The 23,134-nt window shown below is 58.2% G+C and carries 20 protein-coding genes and 1 tRNA gene; 11 read left to right on the forward strand and 10 right to left on the reverse strand.

Annotated elements, in window-relative coordinates; translation table 11 throughout:
- Positions 1 to 6 precede the first annotated feature (6 nt).
- The 8 genes from T363_RS0101575 to T363_RS0101610 all read left to right on the forward strand — a co-directional run bounded on the left by T363_RS0101575 (position 7) and on the right by T363_RS0101610 (position 9,712).
- A complete protein-coding gene (locus T363_RS0101575; RefSeq protein WP_031472590.1) occupies positions 7 to 3,507 on the forward strand; it encodes a M56 family metallopeptidase in 3,501 nt (1,166 codons plus the stop codon).
- A 378-nt stretch (positions 3,508 to 3,885) separates the two neighbouring features.
- Positions 3,886 to 5,013, forward strand: a complete 1,128-nt coding sequence (locus tag T363_RS0101580; protein ID WP_031472592.1) for a sodium ion-translocating decarboxylase subunit beta — start codon at positions 3,886 to 3,888, stop codon at positions 5,011 to 5,013.
- Positions 5,014 to 5,031: 18 nt separating this feature from the next.
- Positions 5,032 to 5,160, forward strand: a complete 129-nt coding sequence (locus T363_RS16670) for a hypothetical protein (RefSeq protein ID WP_278246974.1) — start codon at positions 5,032 to 5,034, stop codon at positions 5,158 to 5,160.
- Between the two features lie 347 nt (positions 5,161 to 5,507).
- A tRNA-Val gene (locus T363_RS0101590) sits at positions 5,508 to 5,584 on the forward strand.
- Positions 5,585 to 5,986: 402 nt separating this feature from the next.
- Positions 5,987 to 6,700 (forward strand): GDSL-type esterase/lipase family protein, encoded by a 714-nt coding sequence (locus T363_RS0101595; protein ID WP_078096865.1) that lies wholly within the window; start codon positions 5,987 to 5,989, stop codon positions 6,698 to 6,700.
- Positions 6,697 to 7,161: a DUF4358 domain-containing protein gene (locus tag T363_RS14895; RefSeq protein WP_051643018.1), complete on the forward strand. Its 465-nt coding sequence runs from the start codon at positions 6,697 to 6,699 to the stop codon at positions 7,159 to 7,161. The genes T363_RS0101595 and T363_RS14895 overlap by 4 nt, the downstream gene beginning before the upstream one ends.
- Before the next feature lie 13 nt (positions 7,162 to 7,174).
- Positions 7,175 to 8,557, forward strand: coding sequence for an MBOAT family O-acyltransferase (locus tag T363_RS0101605; RefSeq protein WP_031472598.1), 1,383 nt, complete (start codon positions 7,175 to 7,177; stop codon positions 8,555 to 8,557).
- A gap of 15 nt (positions 8,558 to 8,572) precedes the next feature.
- Positions 8,573 to 9,712, forward strand: a complete 1,140-nt coding sequence (locus tag T363_RS0101610) for a DHHW family protein (protein WP_031472600.1) — start codon at positions 8,573 to 8,575, stop codon at positions 9,710 to 9,712.
- A 298-nt stretch (positions 9,713 to 10,010) separates the two neighbouring features.
- On the opposite strand, the gene T363_RS0101615 is transcribed toward T363_RS0101610, so the two are convergent.
- From T363_RS0101615 to rpmG, 7 genes are all read right to left on the reverse strand, one after another.
- A complete protein-coding gene (locus T363_RS0101615) occupies positions 10,011 to 10,370 on the reverse strand; it encodes a sulfite exporter TauE/SafE family protein (RefSeq protein ID WP_031472602.1) in 360 nt (119 codons plus the stop codon).
- Positions 10,367 to 10,834: a sulfite exporter TauE/SafE family protein gene (locus T363_RS0101620; RefSeq protein ID WP_078096866.1), complete on the reverse strand. Its 468-nt coding sequence runs from the start codon at positions 10,832 to 10,834 to the stop codon at positions 10,367 to 10,369. Before T363_RS0101620 ends, T363_RS0101615 begins: the two co-directional genes overlap by 4 nt.
- A 363-nt stretch (positions 10,835 to 11,197) precedes the next feature.
- A complete protein-coding gene (gene rplA, locus T363_RS0101625; RefSeq protein WP_031472606.1) occupies positions 11,198 to 11,893 on the reverse strand; it encodes a 50S ribosomal protein L1 in 696 nt (231 codons plus the stop codon).
- A 158-nt stretch (positions 11,894 to 12,051) separates the two neighbouring features.
- A complete protein-coding gene (gene rplK / locus T363_RS0101630) occupies positions 12,052 to 12,477 on the reverse strand; it encodes a 50S ribosomal protein L11 (RefSeq protein ID WP_031472608.1) in 426 nt (141 codons plus the stop codon).
- Positions 12,478 to 12,749: 272 nt separating this feature from the next.
- Positions 12,750 to 13,286 carry a transcription termination/antitermination protein NusG gene (gene nusG / locus T363_RS0101635; RefSeq protein WP_031472610.1) on the reverse strand — a complete coding sequence of 179 codons (537 nt, stop codon included), beginning with the start codon at positions 13,284 to 13,286 and terminating at the stop codon, positions 12,750 to 12,752.
- Between the two features lie 14 nt (positions 13,287 to 13,300).
- On the reverse strand, positions 13,301 to 13,531 hold the full coding sequence (gene secE, locus T363_RS0101640) for a preprotein translocase subunit SecE (protein ID WP_051643019.1): 231 nt from the start codon (positions 13,529 to 13,531) through the stop codon (positions 13,301 to 13,303).
- Between the two features lie 18 nt (positions 13,532 to 13,549).
- Positions 13,550 to 13,699, reverse strand: coding sequence for a 50S ribosomal protein L33 (gene rpmG, locus T363_RS0101645; RefSeq protein WP_031472614.1), 150 nt, complete (start codon positions 13,697 to 13,699; stop codon positions 13,550 to 13,552).
- A gap of 264 nt (positions 13,700 to 13,963) precedes the next feature.
- On the opposite strand from rpmG, the gene ruvX reads away from it, so the two are divergent.
- On the forward strand, positions 13,964 to 14,380 hold the full coding sequence (gene ruvX, locus T363_RS0101650) for a Holliday junction resolvase RuvX (RefSeq protein ID WP_031472616.1): 417 nt from the start codon (positions 13,964 to 13,966) through the stop codon (positions 14,378 to 14,380).
- Between the two features lie 884 nt (positions 14,381 to 15,264).
- On the opposite strand, the gene secA is transcribed toward ruvX, so the two are convergent.
- Positions 15,265 to 18,021: a preprotein translocase subunit SecA gene (secA, locus tag T363_RS0101660; RefSeq protein WP_031472618.1), complete on the reverse strand. Its 2,757-nt coding sequence runs from the start codon at positions 18,019 to 18,021 to the stop codon at positions 15,265 to 15,267.
- Positions 18,022 to 18,245: 224 nt separating this feature from the next.
- Here secA and rimO point away from each other — a divergent pair, with 224 nt between their 5' ends.
- Both rimO and pgsA read left to right on the forward strand, forming a co-directional pair.
- Entirely contained in the window at positions 18,246 to 19,574 is a 1,329-nt protein-coding gene (rimO, locus tag T363_RS0101665; protein ID WP_031472619.1) for a 30S ribosomal protein S12 methylthiotransferase RimO, read from the forward strand.
- Between the two features lie 3 nt (positions 19,575 to 19,577).
- Positions 19,578 to 20,282: a CDP-diacylglycerol--glycerol-3-phosphate 3-phosphatidyltransferase gene (pgsA, locus tag T363_RS0101670; protein WP_031472621.1), complete on the forward strand. Its 705-nt coding sequence runs from the start codon at positions 19,578 to 19,580 to the stop codon at positions 20,280 to 20,282.
- A 314-nt stretch (positions 20,283 to 20,596) separates the two neighbouring features.
- Here the strand turns inward: pgsA and T363_RS0101675 are convergent, their stop codons facing one another.
- Both T363_RS0101675 and recQ read right to left on the reverse strand, forming a co-directional pair.
- A complete protein-coding gene (locus tag T363_RS0101675) occupies positions 20,597 to 20,938 on the reverse strand; it encodes a hypothetical protein (RefSeq protein ID WP_051643020.1) in 342 nt (113 codons plus the stop codon).
- Positions 20,939 to 21,051: 113 nt separating this feature from the next.
- A complete protein-coding gene (recQ, locus tag T363_RS0101680; RefSeq protein WP_031472625.1) occupies positions 21,052 to 22,914 on the reverse strand; it encodes a DNA helicase RecQ in 1,863 nt (620 codons plus the stop codon).
- Between the last annotated feature and the right edge of the window lie 220 nt (positions 22,915 to 23,134).

Below are 23,134 nucleotides of genomic sequence, written 5' to 3' on the forward strand. Positions count from 1 at the left end.
GATAGGATGGGAAACACATTTCTGATGAATCTTGTGCAGATCGGGCTGACCGTGTCGGCGGCGGCGCTGGTGCTGTTTGCCCTGCGGAAGATGATGAAAAAACGCTATCCCGCGCGGGCGGTGTGCATCGTGTGGGCGATTCTTGCCGTGCGGCTGCTCCTTCCGGTGCAGCTTACGCTGCCGGAGGCGCCGGTGCAGCTGACGCCGCGCACCACCTACCTGACACGCACCGACTTTGCCCCTGCACAACTGGCGCAGGCGGGACTGCCGGTGATCGAGCAGGACGGTGAGACGACAACGCGGCGTTGGGTGACGGCAGAGCAGGCGCAGGCGTTGACCCCCAATGATATGCCATCGCTGATCTCGTTTGATTTAGGCCATATGCTGATGTGGCTTTGGGGACTGGGTATGGCGGTATTTGCAGGCTGGCAGGTGTTGATGTATTGCAGCTTTGCATATCTACTGCGCAGCAGCGATGCTCCTGTGGGGCGAAACACCCTGCGGCGGGTATTCGAGGAACAGAAGCGGTCGCTTGGCATTGCCCGGGACATCCCGCTGCTGGTTTCGCCTGCGGCGGACTGCCCGATGCTGGCGGGCTTTATACGTCCTGCGCTCTATCTGCCGGACGAAAATCTGTCCGAACAGGAGGCTGTGTTCATCTTCCGCCATGAGCTGGTGCACTACAAGCGGGGCGATCTGTGGCTCAAGCTGCTGCTGACGGCAGCAAAAACCATGCACTGGTTCAATCCGCTCGTGCATCTGCTGGCGCGCCTCGCGCAGGGGGATATCGAGCTGGCGTGCGACGATGCGGTCGTGCGCGGCATGGATGGCGCGGCCCGCCGCGCCTACGGGGAAGCCATCCTGCGTTCGGCCGTGGCGCAGAGCCGCCGCCGGAGTGCGCTGATTTCGTGCTTTACCGGGGATAAGGAAACGCTGATGCGTCGGTTTGAGGGAATATTTGATACGCGCGTGAAAAAGCGCGGCGCGGCGCTGGTGATCGCGGCCACCGTGCTGATAGGTGTGTTCGGCTGCGCGGTTTCGGTGGGAGAGAATAAGGATGCACTGACAGATAAGGAGCGTGTTGCGCTGGCAGAACAGTGGGCGCAGCGGGGGGACAGCATGGATTATACGGTAAAGCTGGATGGGGATGACACCTATGTGCTGTATGATGTCCATTTTGAGTATCTTCCTGAGGTGGCTGTGCCTTACCGTGCAGGAGAAAGGCTGACTTTTGAAAAAGGCGCGGATGGGTGGCAGGTCGTGAAAGGCGAAGCTGTAACAGCGGATGCTGATGGCTATGTGACCTCGCTCGACGAGTTCAAAATTCTGTATGAAAACGACCTTGGCCTGCCGGATTTTTTATCCGTGCCGGATGCTAACGCACAGATCGACATCAGCACGCCTGAGCAGGCGGCAGCCAACCTGCTGTATCTGCAGGGCAATACCACAGTGCGCGCGGGCGCGCAGCAGGATATCCGCGACGTGGCCGTCACCTTTGCCGACGGCAGCGAGGTGGTCATTACGATGATCCGCCAGTTCGGCGAGGGCTGGCTGCCGCAGGATTTCACCTATGACGGCGGCAAAAATGCCCGCACCGCCGCCGATCTTGCGCGGCAGTATGCACGCGGCGTGATGCACAAGAGCGGGCAGTATATTTATCCTATTCTGACCGCGCAGATGCAGCGGGATTTCCAAACACGGCAGGCACTGCCCGAGGGCGGTTTCAGCTGGCAGTACGGCGGCGAACAGTTGGCGTATGATGGTTATACTGTTGTGCCGACCGACAGCGAGGATAGCTGTCAGGTGGAGTTCTGGTGGACAGACAGAGCCGGGAACAGGCAGCGCATCACTCAGGTGATCGAAACCGCCCGTGCGGATGGCCGTAGGGTCATTGCATCGGTGCGGCAGCTCGCACAAGGGGGGGATGAGACGTTTACCATTCGTTCGGCAGACTATCACAACCCAACCTACGGCTACACCCTGACGCTGCCCGACTGCTTTGTGGGGCAGGGCTATGCGGTGGAAACCGAGAACGGCGTGTGGTTCGGCCTGCAAAACGCAATGCCGGGCTATTCGGGCGACCCGACCGACGGCGGGACGGTGATGCACCTGCAAGCGGAAGCGACCGCCTATCTGCGGGAGCTGTATGGCGAGGACTGGCAGGCGAATTACCATGTGCCGTGCAGGCAGCTTGCCGAGCGGGACGGGCTGACATGGTATCTGACGTTTGCTTCCGACGTGCAGTATGATACCAATGACGAGGATATCACGGCGGCCTATGCCGAAATGGCCGAGGCGGCGCGCGCGATGGAGGGAAGCGCCCTCTCGTTTGCAGGGCAAACGGCGGAGCAGCGCACCAATGAGCAGGAACTGCTGCTGCGCGCGTTGGCGCGTATTTACGCGGCACAGAATGATTCCACCGCCGAACTGATCCGCGACAAGGTGACGATCCATCCCGAGGCCGGGGACAATGCCGTGCGGATTGTCATCCGGTTCACCACCCGGAACAGGGATTACTTCTTCACCAGAGCCGAGCGCGTGTGGTACGACCGGACGGATACCATCACGCCCTCGCGCACCGAGCTGCTGGTGGACACCTCGGACGGCGTGCGGTCACACGCAGATTTTCTGCTGGCGTTCCCGCTGGAACAGGGTTTCCCGATATTTGAGGAGGAAGGGCTGGAACGCCTGAGCGAAATGGCGGCAAAGCCCGCGTCGCTTGAAAACCCCGATCTGTCCACGCCTGAGACCTGCGCCGAATATGTGCTGCATCTGGTAACTGGCGCGTGGATCCGCCGGACGGGCAGCGAGGACGATGACGAGATGGGCCTGACCTACCGCTGGGATGACGGCGAAATGACCATCCGGATGCAGCGCGTGCAGTTGTCGGACAACAGCCCGGTGCTGTGGCTGCCCATTGGTTATGACGGCTGGCAGCCGCAGTATCCGCCCTATCTGCGTGTGGTTGCACGCATGATGGCTTACTATCCGTATCGCTCAACAGGTGAACTGCTGCAGGCGCTCGCAATGGGCTGGGTTGACGGCGCCTATGCCGAGGCTGTGCTGGCCGAACTGGACAAACGCTGGCAGCAGGATGCGGCTGCGGTCGAACAGGCAATCGCCGGGGTGGATGCGCCGGTGCAAACGCTGTGGCAGCAGCACAAGGCGGCCAACCCTGATCTGTTCGGTGCGCGGTTTACCGCTGCGGAAATCGAAGCGGCCTATCAGGCGGTGCGGGCGTATGCGGCAGCGAACGGCTTTTCGGTTGAAAACCTGCGCTATGACGCGGCGCATGATTCCAGCTTTTCTGAGGATAGTATGAGCAGCGGTGTGCTGAAGGACAACGTGCAGGAGGACGGTCTGACGCGCGGCGATGTGATCACAGTTCTGGGTGACGCGCACTTTGGTGAAAATGCGTGGCGCGACAAGGCCGAGGGCTGGGCGTTCACGCTGTACTGCGGCGCGGACGGCAAATGGGTGCTCGAGGACGGCGCATTCGGCTATTGAGCGGGAATTTTGGCGAAAACTTAACGGGACAACAGACTTGACACCACGCTCCTCCCATGATAAGATGATGCCAAACAAAGGGGAGTAGTCGGCGCGGCGGAGTGCTGCGCGGCATCGCCAACAAGCATGGCGGGACGTAGCGTTCCCGTTCTGGCTGACGCCTGAAATGACCAGACCTGCGTTTTCCTTTTGGGGAAACGCAGGTCTGTTTGCTTCTCCAGAGGGTATCCATACCCCCGGACGCCGTCTAAGGCGGCTGGGTCGGGGCATCGTGAAAACGAGCAAAGCCCGCTTTTACGATGCCGCTCATAGAGCGGCGAAATCATGCGCGCTCACGCGCGATCTATCCGTTTGTAACAGGTGTTAGGGGGCGGTAAAATGCAATTTTTGTATGAAGGTCTGCTGTCGGTAACGTGGCAGCAGGCGGTGATGTATGCGGTCGGCGGGGTGCTGATCTGGCTGGCGATCACCAAGCAGTATGAACCGGCGCTGCTGCTGCCGATGGGCTTCGGCGCGATTCTGGTCAATCTGCCGTTTTCCGGGGTGCTCAACCAGATGACGGAGGGCATCGGAGAGACGCACGGCATCATCCAGTGGCTGTTTGAAACCGGCATTGAGGCAAGCGAGGCCTTTCCGCTTTTGCTGTTCATCGGCATCGGCGCGATGATCGACTTCGGTCCGCTGCTTGCCAATCCCAAGCTGTTTCTGTTCGGCGCGGCGGCGCAGGTCGGCATTTTCCTGACGGTGATCGCTGCGGCGGCCATGGGCTTTGATTTGCGGGATGCGGCCTCCATCGGCATCATCGGCGCAGCGGACGGCCCGACCGCGCTGCTGGTTTCGCAGGTGCTCGGCTCTAAATATATCGGCGCGATCGCGGTGGCGGCATACAGCTATATGGCATTGGTGCCCATTATCCAGCCTGCGGCGGTCAAGCTGGTGACAACGCAGAAAGAACGCGCGATGAAAATGCCCTACGCGGCAGGTCAGGTCAGCCGCCGCACGCGCATCCTGTTCCCCATCCTGACCACCATGGTGGCCGGATTTGTCGCACCGGCTTCGGTGTCGCTCGTTGGATTTTTAATGTTCGGCAACCTCATCCGCGAATGCGGCGTGCTGGACAGCCTTTCCAAAACCGCACAGCACGAGCTGGCCAACCTGATCACGCTGCTGCTCGGCATTACGATTTCGTTTTCCATGCGGGCGGAGCAGTTTGTCACAAAGGAAACGCTGCTCATCCTGTGTCTGGGACTCATCGCCTTTGTGCTGGACTCGGTTGGCGGCGTGCTGTTTGCCAAGGTACTCAATTTGTTCTGCAAGAACAAGGTCAACCCGATGATCGGCGCGGCGGGCATTTCGGCCTTCCCGATGAGTGCGCGCGTCATTGAAAAGCTGGGCGTGGAAGCGGATAAGACCAACCATCTGCTGATGCACGCGGTCGGCGCGAACGTGGCGGGTCAGATCGCTTCGGTCGTGGCGGGCGGCGTCATCCTCGGATTCTTTATGTGAGAAAGGGGCAGGGAACAGATGAATCAGGCATTACAGCAGGCGGTGGCTCTGCTGGGACAGGGCATGGCAGGTATCTTTACCGTGCTGGCGGTGATCGCGCTGCTGACAGCGCTGCTCGGTCGCATGGATCGGAACCGGCCGCAGTGAATTCCATGCACGGGGGGACGGATGCCGGAGAAAACGGTCAGCCTGCCAAAAAAGTATGTTGTCGATGGGTGTTAGCAATACGCGCGGCAGCGCGCATAAAACAGCATTTGCAGCGCAAATGCATAAAAAGTCAGGACAAGTGCCTGACTTTTTATGCTTTGAGAGAGGAAAAGTTTCTGTACAGGAACTTTTTCTCGTTCATGTTTGGCGTAGTCCAAACATAGATTGTCGGAAAAACGAAGTTTTTCGACAGTCTCGGTATCCGTCCGCTTGCAACATGCGCGAAAAAAAGTCTTGCAAACTGTGTGCCGGTCTGGTATAGTAATAAGGTAAACCGAACAGAGTTCGGGGTTGTAGCTCAGCTGGTCAGAGCGTTCGCCTCACACGCGAGAGGTCGTGGGTTCGAGCCCCGCCAACCCCACCAACCAAAGCCGTCACGAAAGTGACGGCTTTTTGCTGTTTGCGCGAACTTTTGCGGCGGTTTGAAATTTGGGGGTTGCGGGATCTGCAACAGTGGTTGCAACAGATAAAAAACAGGGGGCGGACACGCCTTTGCACAATCCTGTTTTTCCAAATGGGGAAAGGGTGCAGAAAATCATGCATCAGTCCTGCTTTGGTGGGAAAAAGAAATTGTGAGGTATCAAATTGGTATCAGTTGGGAAACAAGTTTGTTACTTAAATTGACGGGTTTCGACAGATATAGTATAACAAAGAAGTACGGAAAACAAGATATGCCGTATCAGCGAAAATTACCGGGTTTTCCCCGGTAATTTTCACGTATCCCACGGAAAAAGGGACAATTATAGGCAGGAAGGGTAGAAAAACAATGAGGAACATGCGTGCGGTATGGGTTGGGATATTGGCGGCCTGCTGTTTGGCGGGCAGCAGCGGCTGCAGCGGGGAGACACAGGCGGCGCTGCCGCTCGATCCCGGATCGGCGGCGGAACCGGCGGTGCGAACCGGCTATGAGGATGTGGCGCTGGTCGGCAATTCGTATATCGACAGCTTTTATATCTACGACGCGGTGCAGGGGGCGGCCTACTACTATCGGGTGGGGCTGAATGTGGAGAACGCTTTCGAGCTGCCGATGGTACAGGGTGAGGATATGCAGACTCCGGTTTTGAATTTGCTCGAGGGAAAAACGCCGTCGCATATCTTTTTGTTTTTCGGGGAGAACGAGCTGGGCTGGACCAACCGCGATGCTTTTACCGACGGTTACGCCGAGGTGATCCGCGCCGCGCGCGGCTACTGTCCGGAGGCGGCGATCTATCTGTGTGCTATCCCGCCGGTATCCAAGGCGGTATCGCAGGAAAATCAGGATAACACGAGCAATCCGTCTATTCGCGCCTGCAATGCGGAAATTCAAAAGGTTGCGCAGGAGAACGATGCGGTCTATGTGGATTCCTTTGACGCGCTGGCTGATGCGGACGGCTGTCTGCCCGCCGATGCAGCGGCAGACGGGATCCATCCGGCCAAGGCGTATACCGAGCGCTGGGCAGAGCTGCTCAAGCAGAGCATTGCGGAGGTGGAGCGCAAATGAACCGATGGAAACGCATACCGGCGCTGCTGGCTGCGCTGGTGCTGATGACCGGCTGCGGCAGGCAGACGGCGGATTTAACACCGCAGCAGGCGGTGGAGACGCTTGCGGAACAGCTGACCTTTACCGACCAGATGAACGGGTTGGATCATGCCGGCACCTGCCGGTTTTACGATATCGACCCTTCGCTGGCGGAGGACAGCGCTGCCTATGTGGGCAGCGGCGCCACGGCAGAGAGCGCTGCGGTGTTTCAGGCGGCAGATGCGGCGGCAGCCGAGCAGATCGCCGCCGCACTGGAAAGCTTTACGGAAAACTGGGCGGACGGCTATGCGGACTACAAGCCGGAAGAGGTGCCCAAGCTGACAAGCGCGGTGCTGGAGCGCGAAGGTGTTTTTGTGGTTTTTTGTGTAACGGCGGATCATGCCGGGGCGAAAACCGCGGTGCAGGCTCTGCTGCATCCGTAAAGGCGGTGCAGGATTGAGCTTTGCCGGTTTGGTTTTTCTTTACTTTTTCCTGCCGTCGGTGCTGCTCGGCTACTATGTGCTGCCGCGGCGGTGGCGCAACCCGTTTCTGCTGGGGGCCAATTTGGTGTTTTACGGATGGGGCGAGCCATGGTTCCTGCCGGTCATTTTGGCGACGGCGGCGCTCAACTGGTATATCGGACGGCAGATTGCGGCATATACGGCGCCGCGCCGCCGCAGAATATGGCTGCTGACTGCGCTGATTTTGGACATTGGCCTGCTGGTCGTGTTCAAATATGCCGGATTTTTGCTGGAAGCGCTGGGACTGGGCGGCTTGCTGCCCGGTACGCTGCCGCTGCCGCTCGGCATTTCCTTTTATACGTTTCAGGTGATCTCCTATGTAGTGGATGTGTACCGCGGCACCGTACCGGCAGAGCGCAGCCAGGTTTGCTTTGCGGCGTATATGACCTTTTTTCCGCAGCTGATCGCCGGACCGATCGTGCGTTACGATGAGCTGTGTGATCAGCTGACCGGCCGGGAGGAAACGTGGAATAAAATGGCAAACGGTTTTTGCCTGCTGATGATCGGCTTAGGCAAGAAAATGTTGCTGGCCAACCCGATGGGAGAATTGTGGCAGGCGCTTTCGGCGCAGCCGGAGGGAATCGGCCTGCTTGGCGCATGGGCGGGCGCGGCGGCGTTTGCCTTGCAGATATACTTCGATTTTTCCGGCTATTCGGATATGGCGCGCGGGCTGGGACGGCTGTTCGGGTTTGAACTGCCGGTCAATTTCCGGTATCCGTATGCGGCGGACAGTATCCGGGAATTTTGGCGGCGCTGGCATATAACGCTCAGCGGCTGGTTCCGCGATTATGTGTATATCCCGCTGGGGGGCAGCCGCGGCAGCACCGGACGGACGGTTTGCAACCTGCTGATCGTATGGGTGCTGACCGGCCTTTGGCATGGCGCGGCATGGAATTTTGTGCTGTGGGGTTTGTACTATTTTGTGCTGCTGACCGTGGAACGACTGATCGGCACGGCGCGGCTGCAGCGAGTGCCACGCCCGCTGCGGCATATTGGCACGATGGTGCTGGTCGTGTTCGGCTGGGTGCTGTTTGCGGTGGAGGATTTCACCGCGCTCGGCGCGTATTTACGCGCGATGCTATCGCCTGCGGACGGCTGGATCGGCACGCAGGCGGCCGTGACGGTATCGGCCTATCTGCCACTGCTGCTGTGCGCGGCGTTTGCCAGCCTGCCTTTTGCCGGACGGTGGGTGCGGCAATACAGCGGCAGTGCATGGATGCGTTGGGGCGTGACGGCAGGATGCCTGCTGCTGTGTGCAGCGGGAACGGCCGCGCTGGCGGCGCAGAGCTATAATCCGTTTTTGTATTTTCGTTTTTGAAGGAGTGGACCACGGATGGAATTTCGGCATCCCCGTCGGGTCGTGTGGCTGTTCGGCGGTTTGCTGATCGGCATGCAGGCCGCTTTTTGGCTGCTGCCGCGTGCGGATACCGCGCCGCTGGAAAAGCGGGTGCTGGCCGAGCCGCCGGTGTGGACGGCGGCATCCGTGGCAGACGGCAGCGCCTTTGCGGATGCCGAGCGTTATGTGGCCGATCATTTCCCCGGACGGGCGTTTTGGGTCGGCGCACAGGCGTATCTGGAGCAGGCCGAAGGGCGGAATGCCGTGGGGGACATTGTGCGCGGCCGGGACGGATGGTTGTTCCCTGCGCCGGTTTCCGGCACGGATACACGCACGCTGGAGAGTAATTTGCAGGTGCTGACGCTGTTTGCATCCCGGCAGCGGGCGCGTGTGACTTTAATGGCGGTACCATCGGCAGGGGCGGTAGTGGAGGGCCGGCTGCCCCGCCTGCATCCGTCCTATCCGGATGCGGCACTGCTGGAAGAGACCCGGCGGCTGGTGCAGGGCAGCATGGAGTGGGTGGATGTGTACGATGAATTCCGCGCGGCGGAGGATCCGGAGGAGCTGTATTACCGAACAGACCACCACTGGACAAGCGAGGGCGCATACCGAGCCTACTGTAAGCTGGTTCGGGCATGGGGTGGTGTGCCTGCGCCGCAGGAGCGCTTTGCGGTGGAGCAGGTCACGGATTTTTACGGTACGTCTTATGCAAAGAGCGGGCTGTGGATGACGCCGCCGGATACCATGGAGCTGTGGGGCGATCCAAAGCTGCAGGTGCGGACCGAGGTGTATGATGCCAACCGCCCGGCAGCGGTGCAGCAGGATGGTTTGTTTTTCCGTGCGTATTTGCAGCAGCCGGATAAATATGCCGTGTTTTTAAGCGGCAACCATGCCCGGGTGCATATTGAGACCAACGCGCCCGATCACCGGCGGCTACTGGTCATCAAGGATTCCTATGCCCATGCGCTGGCGCCGTTTTTGGCAGAGGAGTTTCGGGAGATCGATCTGATCGACCTGCGGTATTTCAAACGGGAGACTGTGTCCGAATGGCTGCGGGAGCACCCCGCAGATGAGATCCTGTTTGTGTACGGGATCGGCAGCCTGACAGAGGATAAAAGCCTGCAATGGCTGGCCTGAATGACAAAGCGGGTTTACAGGAAAACAAAGGCACAGGACGATTGCCTCTCGATTGAAACCACGTTTTCGATCGAATTTGCGACTACAAATCGCGCCCTTTGGGCACAATTCTCCGTCGTCTTGTATAAAAACCCACGCGCCGGTCGCGGGTTTTTATGAAAATTGCAGCTTGCTGCCATTTTCTATTGGATGCGCGCTGCTGTGCAAAAACTTTTTCGAACAAGCTGAAAGGACAGAGCTCCCGCTCTGTCCTTTTTATTTGCCGAAAAGCTGTGTTTGGACTGCACATTACACCACTCTATTGCTCCTTTGCCCGCAGCTCCCGCCAGCCGACATACAGCAGAAACAGGCCGAAGCCCCGGCGCAGCCAGCCAGTATCCATATGCGATGCCAGCAGCGAGGCAGCCACGGCAGTCACAACGCCTGCCCCCGCGCACCAGACGACCGCCCGCCCCTCTACCAGACCGTTTCGGATGTGCGCATACAGCGCTGCCGGTGCACAGGCCATAAAATACAGCAGATTGATCCCGCCCGCCTGTACCTGCTCCATCCCGGCGATCAGCGTCAGATACAGCAGCAGCAGCGATCCGCCGCCGATCCCGAAGCCCGAGAGGATGCCGGTCAGCAGACCGGCGAGAACGGCTCCTATCGCGCTCATAGCAGCAGCACCGCCCGCACCCCGCCGTACAGGATGAGCAGGCCAAACACACGCCGCAGCCACACCATGCGCACCCGTTGGAACAGCCGACCCGCGAGCAGTCCGCCAGCCGCCCCGCCAAGCAGATACGGCGCTGCTGCTGCCAGCTCCAGCCCGCCGCGCAGCCAATACACCACGGCAGAGACCGCACTCAATGGCAGGATCACCGCAACCGAGGTTGCAAATGCGCGGCGCTGCTCCATACCGCACCATCCCGTCAGCAGCGGCACCAGAAACATCCCCCCGCCCGCGCCGAACAGCCCGTTGGCCGCTCCGGCGAGTGCACCGGTCACCGCGTATTTGCTCTGCTGCTTCATGTTATCCCGCCTTCCTGCCTTCAGTTTGCGCAGAAAGAAAATACTTATACAAAAAATGCAGAACAAAACGATGGATGAATTTCTAAAAAATCCGTTTTCAGCAAACAAAAAGAGCGCGTTTTATAACGCGCTCTCAGCTTATTGAAAAAATATTTTGTTATTGAGCGTAAGCAACACGCGCGGCAGCGCGCATCAAATAGAAAATGGCAGCAAACTGCCATTTTCATAAAAACCCGCGACATGCGCGTGGGTTTTTATACAAGACGACGGAGAATTGTGCCCGAAAGGCGCGATTCGCAGTCGCAAATTCGATCGAAAGCGTGGTTTCGATCGAGAGACTGTCGAAAAACAAAGTTTTTCGACAGTCTAAGAGCGCGTTTTATAACGCGCTCTTTTTGTTTCATATATTGTCCGCCTATGGCGGTCAGCCAAATCCTCACGAAGCGGCAGATGCCCCTTCCGCAAGGGATCTTAGCCCATCAGCTTCGCTGCGTTTACCTTTACGCCGGGGCCCATGGTGGAAGCCACAACACAGGAGCGGATATACTGACCCTTAGCAGCAGCCGGCTTGGCCTTGATGATCGCACCCATCAGCGCATCAAAGTTGTCCTGCAGCTTCTCTGTGCCGAAAGACGCCTTGCCGATCGGGCAGTGGATGATGTTGGTCTTGTCCAGACGGTACTCGATCTTACCGGCCTTGGACTCCTGAACAGCCTTGGCAACGTCCATGGAAACCGTACCCGCCTTCGGGTTCGGCATCAAGCCCTTGGGGCCGAGCACGCGGCCCAGACGGCCGACAACGCCCATCATATCCGGGGTAGCGATCACAACGTCGAACTCAAAGAAGTTCTCCTTCTGGATGCGCTCCATCAGATCCTCAGCGCCTACAATGTCAGCGCCGGCAGCCAGCGCCTCGTCCGCCTTGGGACCCTTGGCAAATACCGCTACGCGGACACTCTTGCCGGTGCCGTGGGGCAGAACGATCGCGCCGCGCACCTGCTGATCCGCGTGACGAGAGTCAACGCCCAGCTTTACGTGCAGTTCAACGGTCTCGTCGAACTTCGCCTTGGCGGTGGAAACAACGGTGGAAAGCGCTTCTGCCGGATCGTACAGCTTGGAGCGGTCGATGGTCTTTGCGCTGTCTACATACTTTTTACCTTTATGCACAATAAATCCTCCTTAAGTGGTAAATGCGGGAACAGGTTAAACCTTACCCTCCCACTTTGACCTGCGCCTGCAAAAAGCGCGGTCAAAATCCATTCAGCTTGGTTAGGCAATGCCGTGCCGGCCGGGACAGACCGGCAGGCAGGCGGCAGTCGCCTTTCTTACTCCTCTACGGTGATACCCATGGAACGGGCAGTACCCGCGATCATGCTCATCGCAGCTTCCAGAGAAGCAGCGTTCAGGTCGGGCATCTTGGTCTCCGCGATCTTCTGGCAATCCGCCTTGGAGAGCTTGGCTACCTTGTTCTTGTTCGGAACAGCAGAGCCGGACTCGATGCCGCAGGCCTTCTTGATGAGGACCGGCGCCGGAGGCGTCTTGGTAACGAAGCTGAACGAACGGTCCGCATAGACCGTGATGATAACCGGGATGATCATGCCGGCATCGTTCTTGGTGCGCTCATTGAATTCCTTGGTGAACGACATGATGTTCACGCCGTGCTGGCCGAGAGCCGGACCTACCGGGGGAGCCGGGGTCGCCTTGCCTGCGGGAATCTGGAGCTTGATATAACCTACTACTTTCTGTGCCATGTTGAAAGGTTCCTCCTTCAATAAATGTGGTGATTGGCGAGTATATATTCATACTCTCCCACTTCTGTATAGGGTGCTTCACAAGCACCCTATATACGTCCGGCATATGGCCAGACGATACCCGGACGGCGCCGCCCGGGGCGGCTGGGGTCGGGGAATCCCAAAATCGGGCAAAGCTCGATTTTGGGATGCAGTTCGCAGAACTGCGGTTTTAGTGCCGCCTAACGGCGGAACATATTTCAATTTGCGGGTCGCATCCGCGGGAAAAGCCTTTACTCGTCGAGCGTTTCGACCTGATCGAGCTCCAGCTCGACCGGTGTCTCGCGGCCAAACATGGAAACTGTAACGTCTACCTTGTTCTTATCCGGCTCAACGGACGAAACCACACCGATAAAGCCTGCCAGCGGCCCGTCGATGACGCGCACACTGTCGCCTGCGGCATAGTTGACCTCGATCTCGCGCTTTTCCACACCCATCGAGAGGATCTCCTCCTCCGTGAGCGGGATCGGACGGGAACCGCCGGCCTTATCCTGCCCGACAAAGCCCGTGCATCCGCGCGTGTTGCGCACCAGATACCAGGTTTCATCGGTCATGACCATTTTAACAAGCACATAGCCGGGAAACAGCTTGCGCTCAACCTCGCGGCTTTTGCCGTCCTTAACCTCGGTAACGGTTTCGGTCGGGATGTTGACTGCGGGGATCAGGTCATGCAGCTTACGGTTTTCAACCGCCTTTTCGATCGAAGAGGCTACTTTATTTTCGTAGCCGGAGTATGTGTGCACCACATACCATTTTGCAGCGTCTGACATTTCAGTGCCTCCTTTTAGGCGGCGAAATGAGCGAGCAGCGACTGAATGCCAAACCCGAATACAATGTCAAGCACCCAGATAAAAACACCAACCACAACCACACTGGCAATAACCACCAGCGTGTTGTTTACCGTCTGCTGGCGGGTGGGCCAGACGATCTTGCGGCACTCGCTTTTCAGCTCGCGGAACCACTTGCCGATACGCGCAAAGAGACCGGGCTTTTTTGCCTTGGTTTCTTCAGCCATGAAGCTACTTCCTTTCTTTTACTTCGTCTCGCGGTGGAGCGTATGCTTCCGGCAGAAACGGCAGTACTTGTTCATTTCCAGACGGTCCGGGTTGTTCTTCTTGTTCTTCATTGTGTCATAGTTTCTTTGCTTGCACTCGGTGCAGGCCAGCGTGATCTTAACGCGCATAGATAACGGCACCTCCTTGTTAATATTCCGTCCCTTCCCATACCCCTGTGGCGTGGGCCGGGGACTATTTGCCTCCCTCTGTCAGTGTTCCGGCGGCATTCTTCGAGACACGCGAAAAATGGGCGCAAAAAAAAGAACCTGCATAGGTATTTACAGTATAACACGGCGGTCATAAGCGGTCAAGGGTTTTTTTCGTAAAAAGTACTGGTTTTTTTGCGTTTTTGTGATATACTCATGCTAACCACAAGATATAGGAGTGCACATATGCGTATTTTGGGTATTGATTACGGCGACGCCCGCACCGGGCTGTCCATTTCCGATCCGTCGGGCTTTCTGGCCGGCTCGCCAAGTGTGATCCGCGAATGGAACTATGACAAGCTGGTGGAAAAGCTGCTTGCGTTTATCCGCGAAAACCGGATTGAGGAAATCGTACTGGGCCACCCGAAAAATATGGATGGTACGATCGGCGAACGCGCCAAAAAATGTGAAGCGTTAGCGGATACGCTCCGCGCGCAGACCGGTCTGCCGGTCGTGCTGTGGGACGAGCGGCGCACCACGGTTGCTGCACACGACATTCTGCACCGCAGCGGCAAAAAAGAGAAGAAGCACCGTGAAAACGTAGATGCGGTGGCAGCCACACTGATCCTGCAGGGATATCTGGATTATAAACGGCGGCAGTAGGCTGCCGTTTTTCCCTTTTATGGGCAGCTCTTTGCGGAAAGTGCACGCTCCCCGGTACATGGGGGATTTTCGCCCGCTGCGGCGGGCGGGAATGTTGCCGCACGCGCGGCAGGCGCACAAGAGGGGGAGTTCCCCCTCTTGTGAATCACCCCTTTTCCTCGGACAGCGCACGATTTGCTGCCGCAAATCTCCCCTGACCGGGACCGCTGCGAAAAAATACGGGGACGTTGCGGGAAGCCGGTTCGCGTGGAAGCCGGAACGGAGAAGAATTTCATGGGTCAGTGCATCCATTCTCCCCTTAGGATGCGAAATGGCTGGCTTTATTGTGCTCGGCAAGTGGGCGCAAGCCGTTTGGCATTACCCGGCATTTCGCCGCCTGCGGGCGGCGGGGGCGACGTTGCCGCACGCGCGGCAGGCGCACAAAAGGGGGAATTCCCCCTCTTGTGAATCACCCCTTTTTTCTCGGACGGCGCATGATTTGCTGCCGCAAATCTCCCCTGTCCGGGACCGCTGCGAAAAAAATACGGGGACGTTGCGGGAGGCCGGTTCGCGGGGAGGTCAGAGCGGAGAAGACCTTCTTGGGTCGGTGCACCCCTTTCTCTTTGGGTGCAGAAAAGGTGGGGCTTACTGCGTTCGGAAAATGGGTGGAAGCTGTTTGGCGTTACCTGCCTTTACGCGCGCAGCGCGTCCTGAAGGAGGAGGAGGAGATTGACAAGAGGAGGGGGAACATGGGGTTCCCCCTCCTCTTGCCCGCCCGCGCCGCGCAGGCGCAACATTTCCCGCCCGCCGCAGCGGGCGAAATTTCTTCCTCTTTAAGGGAACATGCTTTTCACAAATAGAAAAGCAAAAAAGCGGAAACCGGATGGGTTTCCGCTTTTTTCCGCTTATTTATAGGGATTATCCGCCTTGAGATAGCAGCATTTTTTATACTTTTTGCCGCTGCCGCACGGACAGGGATCATTCGGGCCAACCTTTTTGCCCACACGCTTAGGCTCGGGCTTGGTCGTGCCGTCGGATGCGCCGGCCGCCGCTGTTTCCTTGGCAACCTGCTCGCGCTTCGGCTCCTCACGGGTGCGCACCTGCGCCAGATAGATCATACGCACGGTATCCTCCCGGATCGCATCGATCATCGCATCGAACATGTCAAAGCCCTCGCGCTTATATTCGACAACCGGATCATGCTGACCGTAGGCGCGCAGGCCGATGCCATTGCGCAGCTCGGTCATCGCGTCGATATGATCCATCCACTTGGTGTCTACGTTCTTGAGCAGCACTACGCGCTCCAGCTCGCGCATGATCGGCGCACCAAGCGCCTGCTCCTTCGCCTCATATACGGCATGGGCGCGGTCGGTCATCTGGTTGATGAGCTGATCGGCGGTCAGATCATCACATTCCTCCGCAGTGAACACGCAGTCCTCCGCCGTCAGGAACATACCGACAAACGGGCGGCGTGCCTGCTCGACCATATCCGGTTCAATGACCGTGTGCTCGCCGATTGCGGCATGCACCGCATGCGCTACCGTATCATCCACCATCTTGAGGATATTTTCCTTTACATCCTTCCCCTCAAGCACCTGCAGGCGCTGGGCATAGATGGTCTGTCGCTGGGTATTGAGCACATCGTCATACTCCAGCACGTGCTTACGGGTGGCAAAGTTGCGGGATTCAATCTTTTTCTGAGCATTTTCAATCGCACCGGACAGGATCTTCTGGTCGATCGGCTCGTCATCCTCGATGCCGAGCGTCTCCATCATCCCCTGGATCTTCTGCGAACCGAACAGACGCATCAGGTCGTCCTCCAGCGAGATATAGAAGCTGGATTCGCCCGGGTCGCCCTGACGGCCGGCACGGCCGCGCAGCTGGTTGTCGATACGGCGGGATTCATGCCGCTCGGTGCCCAGAATATACAGGCCGCCCGCTGCACGCACCTTTTCCGCATCCGCATCGGTTTCCTTTTTATATTTCTGATACAGCTCTTCGAACTTTGCGCGGATCGCCAGCACCTCGGGATCATCGGTCTCCGCATGGCCGTTCGCTTCGTACAGCAGCTCAGGGCTGTAATCGCCCTTTTTCAGCTCATCCAGCGCCATGGTTTCGGCGTTGCCGCCCAGCATGATATCCGTGCCGCGGCCCGCCATGTTGGTTGCGATGGTAACCGCGCCCGACTTGCCTGCCTGCGCCACGATTTCAGCCTCGCGCTCGTGATATTTGGCGTTCAGCACGGTGTGCTTGATGCCCTTGGCCTTGAGGATCTTGGAAAGCTCCTCGGATTTTTCGATCGACACCGTGCCGACCAGAATCGGCTGTCCCTTGGCATGGCACGCCTCGATGCGCGCGATGGTCGCCATGATCTTGCCGCGCTCGTTTTTATACACCGCATCCGGATTGTCCTTACGGGCGATCGGCTTGTTGGTCGGGATCTCGATCACATCCAGCTTGTAGATGTGGCGGAACTCCTCCTCCTCGGTCAGGGCGGTACCGGTCATACCGGAGAGCTTGCCGTACAGGCGGAAGTAGTTCTGGAAGGTAATGGTGGCCAGCGTTTTGCTCTCGTGCTGCACCTTTACGCCTTCCTTGGCCTCGATGGCCTGATGCAGGCCCTCGTTATAGCGGCGTCCAAACATCAAACGGCCGGTAAATTCATCGACGATGACGATCTGCCCATCGCGCACCACGTAATCCACGTCGCGCTGCATCACGCCGCGCGCCTTGATCGCCTGATTGATGTGGTGCTGCAAGGTGGTGTTCGCCGGGTCGGACAGGTTTTCCACGCGGAAGTACGCCTCCGCCCGCGCCTGTCCGTGCGGGGTCAGGGTCGCGGTGCGCGCCTTTTCGTCCACAATATAATCCGCGTCGATATCGTCCTGCTCTTCCTTGGCATCCACTTCCTTGACGCGCAGGCACTTGAGGCCGACGGCGAAGCGGTCTGCCATTTCGTAAAGCTGAGAGGATTTTTCGCCCTGTCCTGAGATGATCAGCGGGGTACGCGCCTCGTCCACCAGAATGGAGTCCACCTCGTCCACAATGGCAAACGCATGGCCGCGCTGCACCATGGACTGCTTGTAGATCGCCATATTATCGCGCAGATAATCAAAGCCGAACTCGTTGTTCGTGCCATAGGTGATATCCGCTTCATACATCGCGCGGCGCTTCGCCGGTTCGACCTCGTGGATGACCAGACCGACGGTCAAACCGAGGAAGCGGTATACCTTGCCCATCCATTCGCTGTCGCGCTTGGCCAGATAATCGTTCACCGTAACGATGTGCACGCCCTTGCCGGTCAGTGCGTTCAGGTAGGCGGGCAGGGTGGCTACCAGCGTTTTGCCTTCGCCGGTCTTCATCTCTGCAATACGTCCCTGATGCAGCACAATGCCGCCGATGACCTGCACACGGTAGTGCCGCATCCCAAGCACACGCCATGCCGCCTCGCGGCAGGTAGCGAACGCTTCGGGCAGCAGATCGTCAAGCGTTTCACCGTTTTGGTAACGGGTCTTAAATTCATCGGTTTTGGCGCGCAGCTCGGCATCCGTGAGCTTTTTGTACTGCTCTTCGAGCGCATCCACCTTATCCGCGATCGGATAAATCTTTTTCAGCTCGTGCGAGGAATGCGTGCCGAAAATCTTAGTCAGAAAATTAGCCATTGAGTCATTCAGCCTTTCAAAAGGGCAAAACCGCCCCATTTGTTCATAACAGATGTATTATATCATATTTATAAGGGGAAACAAACATATTTTTTGTAAACGCTGCGGCATTCCCCGCAAACCACCCGCCCGCGGGCGTACCGGTGCAAATTCGGTGGATGACAAAGCACGGGTTTGGGTGTATAATACCCTTGCATCATTATGGGACAAAAAAGGAGAATTCCATGCCGAAAATAGGACTCATCTCGCTCGGCTGCGCCAAAAATCTGGTGGACAGCGAGCATATGCTCTTCCTGCTGCGCACGGCAGGGTGGGAAATTACCGAGGACATGGCTGAAGCGGACGTAGGTGTGGTAAACACCTGCGGCTTTATCGAGGCGGCCAAAAGCGAAGCGATCGAAACCATCCTCGAAACCGCGCAGTACAAACAGTCCGGCTGCATGAAGGGCCTTGTCGTGACCGGCTGCCTTGTGCAGCGCTATGCGGACGAGATCCGTGCCGAGCTGCCCGAGGTAGACGCGATCTGCGGCACCGGCAGCTATGAAAACATCGTAGAGGCGGCCAACGCCGCGCTCGGCGGGCAAAAAGCGGCCTATCTGGCAGATATGGCAAGCGCCGCACTTGACGGCACACGTGACCGCCTGACCCCGCCGTACACCGCGTATTTCAAAATTGCAGAGGGCTGCTCCAACCGCTGCGGCTACTGCATCATTCCCAAGCTGCGCGGGCCGTACCGCTCACGCGGGATGGAGGCGCTGCTTGAGGAAGCGCAGGCGCTGGCAGAGTCCGGCGTAAAGGAGCTGATCGTCATTGCGCAGGACATCACCAAATACGGTATGGATCTGCCCGAGCATAAGCGCCTGCTGCCCGAACTGCTGCGCCGCCTGTGCCGAATGGATTTTACTTGGGTGCGCCTGCATTACCTCTACCCCGACCAGATCACGGAGGAGCTGATCGACGTGATCGCATCCGAGGAGAAGATCGTCAAGTATCTGGATATCCCGCTGCAGCACGTGTCGCGGCGCATCCTGCGCGCGATGCACCGCCCGGGCGACGGGGAGGAATTTGCCGCACTGATCGCAAACCTGCGGGCACGCATCCCCGGCCTTGTGCTGCGCACGAGCCTGATCGTCGGCCTGCCGGGTGAAACCGAGGACGAATTTGCCGCGCTGTGCAGCTTTTTGCAGGAAACACAGATCGAGCGCGTGGGCGTGTTTGAGTTCTCGCCCGAGGAAGGCACCGAAGCGGCGGAACTGCCCGACCAGATCGACCCGGAAACCAAGGCCAACCGCCGCCTGATCGTGGAAGAGCTGCAGTCGGGCGTACTCGATGATTACAACACCTCCCGCCACGGCGAAACCATGCAGGTGCTGTGCGAGGGCTTTGACGAAGAGCAGCAGCTCTGGTTCGGCCGCACCTACGCCGACTCGGTCGAGGTGGACGGCCATGTGTATTTTGAAAGCGACGCCGCGCCGCAGCCCGGCGATTTTGTGCCCGTGCTGATCACGGAAAGCCTTGGCGCCGACCTGCTCGGCGTGCAGAAAGGAGAATGACCCATGACCACCGCAAACAAAATCACGCTGACGCGCATTGCGATGATCCCGTTTTTCCTCTACTTTGCGTCGCAAACTATGTGTGTCGATAAATATCTTGCCAATATGCAGCCGGTTAATTATCTGGAAGGCAGCAAAACCGTCCTGATCCATATTATTATCGCGCTTGTCCTGTTCTGTGTGGCGAGCTTTACCGATTTTCTGGATGGCTATGTCGCCCGCAAGTACAATCAGGTGACCGACTTCGGCAAGTTTGTCGACCCGCTGGCGGATAAGCTGCTCGTAACCTCGGCGCTTGTGCTGTTCGTCGAGCAGGGCGCAATGGCGGGCTGGATGGTATGCGTCATCCTTGCGCGCGAGCTGATCATCACCTCGCTACGCGTAGTCGCGGCGAACAAGGGCCGCGTACTCGCCGCCACATGGACCGGCAAGGTCAAGACCTGCGTGCAGATCGGCGGCATTATTGCGATTTACCTGTATTACATCGCACAGGGAGCACACCTTTATCAATTCTTCTCCCAAAGCAGCGCACAGGGAGATGTACTCGGTGTAACCGGTTTGATTACTCCGCTTGCCACAACAGCCGGCCGTCCGATCTTCCTGACGATCGTCGGCTGGGTGATGACGCTTGTCACCCTGTATTCCGGCTTTGACTATCTGCGCAAAAACTGGGATATCATCAAGGACGGCGCGGTAAAGGAAAAGTAAATCCCACGGCATACAAAAAGCAGGCATGATGAGACTGTCGAAAAACTTGCGTTTTTCCGACAGTCTCTCGATCGAAACCACGCTTTCGATCGAATTTACGCCGGAGAATCGCGCCCTTTGGACACAATTCCCCGTCGTCTTGTATAAAAACCCACGCGCCGGTCGCGGGTTTTTATGAAAATCGCAGCTTGCTGCCATTTTCTATTGGATGCGCGCAGCCGCGCGTATTGTGAGCGTTCATCGGTAAAATACTTTTGCGATAAACAAAGGCACAGGACGACTGTCCTGTGCCTTTGTTTATGGAAAAGATACGGTTATTCGGTTTTTGCTGTGCAGCCGGTGCAGGCCGCGGCTTCTGCCGCCTTGCGGTCCTCGTATGCACGCAGCGTGCCTTCGGTCATATGGCTGAGGGCGGCGACCCGCTCGTTCAGCATATCCCACATGCACATGGGCAGATGGTCACGGTGGCCGCGGTGGATGGTCACGCACTCAAAGCAGTTGCCGTGATGCGGACAGGCTTCCTTGCAGGGGCAGTGATCCCCCGCTTCGCGCACCTGCCGCAGGAATTCCTGCTTGACTTTCCATGCTTCCTGTTTTTTGCCTTCGCGATCCAGTTGATCCTGTAAAATGGCCAGTTCATTGCCGTCGATCTTCATATGGCTGCGCCTCGCTTTCTGTGATATTTTCAGCATAGCAAAAAAAGCAGACGTTGTCAAAATATGTGCAGAGCACACATATATTTTGTGAAGTATTCATAAGAATGGGATGATTATTTGGTCGATTTACCGGAGAAGGGCGCATTTTCGCGCTGGTAGGCAGCAATCTCCTCGAGGAAATCCTCCCCATACCGGTGCGCTTTGGCTTCCCCCACACCGCGCACGGCCAGCAGTTCCATCCGGTTTTTCGGCTGCCGTGCCGCCATATCTGCAAGCGTTGCGTTGGAAAACACCACATACGGCGGCACACCGGCGCGGGAGGCCAGCCGCGCCCGCAGTGTGCGCAGGCGGTCGAACAGCACTTCGTCCACTGTGTCTGCAAGCCCATGCGCTGTGCGGGAGGCGGCTTTTTTCTCACGCGGCAGACGCAGGCGCAGTTCCCCGTGTCCGCGCATCAGGGCATTGCCGGCAGCGGTGAGAAACAGCGCGTGATACCGGTCGGGGTCGCTTTGGAGCAGCCCGCGCTCGAGCAGCGCGTCGATCAGCAGACGCACCCGCGCCAGCGTCATCTCCGCCATGATGCCGTAGGTGGAAAGGGTATCCAGACGGAACTGGGTGATCTTTTCGCTTTTGCTGCCGGTCAGTACGGCAGCAACGATTACCCGCCCAAAGTGCAGCCCGCGTTTGGACAGACGGTATACGCAGGACAGCACCTTCTGTGCGTCCACAGTGGCATCGATCTCCTCGAACACGGTATCGCAGTTGCCGCAGTGCCCGCAGGAGAGCGGGGAATCCTCTCCGAAATAGCGCAGGATGGTATGCCGCAAGCACTCGGTTGTGGTGGCGTAGTGCGTCATGCGGCGCAGCCGCTCGCGGTCACGGTCGAGCAGCGCCTGCTGAAGCGCCGGGTCTGTGTTTTCCTCGCCCGCCTCGTGGCTGCGTTCGATCAGGAATTCTGCCGTGTGCACATCCTGTCCGCTGTACAGCAGGATGCAGTCCGCCGCCGCGCCGTCCCGCCCGGCGCGGCCGGCTTCCTGATAGTAGCTTTCCATATTCTTGGGCATGTTGTAGTGGATGACAAACGAGACGTTGGATTTGTCAATGCCCATGCCAAACGCATTGGTCGCTACCATGACCGGCGTGCGGTCATACAGGAAATCCTCCTGATTGCGGCGGCGTTCCTCAGGGGACAGCCCAGCGTGATACCGCGTAGCGGTGATCCCCTTTGCCAGCAGCATATCGCAGACCTCCTCCACCGTGCGGCGGGTAGAACAATAGATGATGCCGCTTTGCCCGGCACGGGCCGCCAGCAGGCGCAGAAGCGCCTGCGCCTTGGAGGAGGGACGCTCGACCGAAAAATACAGGTTTGGGCGGTCAAAACCGGTGGTCAGCACAAAGGGATCGCGCAGCGCCAGCGCCTGCACGATATCCGCACGCACCGCTTCGGTGGCGGTGGCTGTAAAGGCGGACAGGCGCGGGCGCACCGGCAGCGCTGCCAGAAAGTCTGCGATTTTTAGATAACTGGGACGGAAATCCTGTCCCCATTGCGAGATGCAGTGCGCTTCATCCACTGTGACCATGGCAATCGGCACCCGCCGCGCAAAATCGAGAAAGGCGGGGGCGGTCAGCCGTTCAGGGGCGACATAGAGCAGTTTGCAGCCGCCGTGCTCCGCTTCCCGCAGCACGGCATACATTTCTGCCGGGGGCATGGCACTGTGCAGACAGGCGGCCGGCACCCCTGCTTCATGCAGTGCGCCGACCTGATCCTTCATCAGGGAAATCAGCGGTGAAATGACGATGGTCAGTCCGTCGAACAGCAGGGCGGGCACCTGATAACACAGGCTTTTGCCCGCGCCCGTCGGCATAATGCCGAGCGTATCCCGCCCGGCCAGCACGGCATGCACCAGCTCCGCTTGTCCGGGGCGGAAGCTGTCGTAACCGAAATAGGATTGTAATATTTGCTGTGCGGTTGCCATTGCCCCAGCCCTCCCGGTTTCACAGAATGCATCCATGATATCATTTTGCCGTGCAAAGCGCAAGCCGTGGTTTGCCGGCTTCCGATTTCTCCTTGAACCGATGCGGGATATGAACAAATCCCCCCGGTTTGTCAAAAGGACAAAGAGGGGGGACGCTCATAGCTGGTACCTGCTTGCTCAGTTGGAATTTCTAACTGTACAGCGACTGCAAATAGGCAAG

Source organism: Agathobaculum desmolans ATCC 43058 (assembly GCF_000701665.1).
GTDB lineage: Bacteria > Bacillota > Clostridia > Oscillospirales > Butyricicoccaceae > Agathobaculum > Agathobaculum desmolans.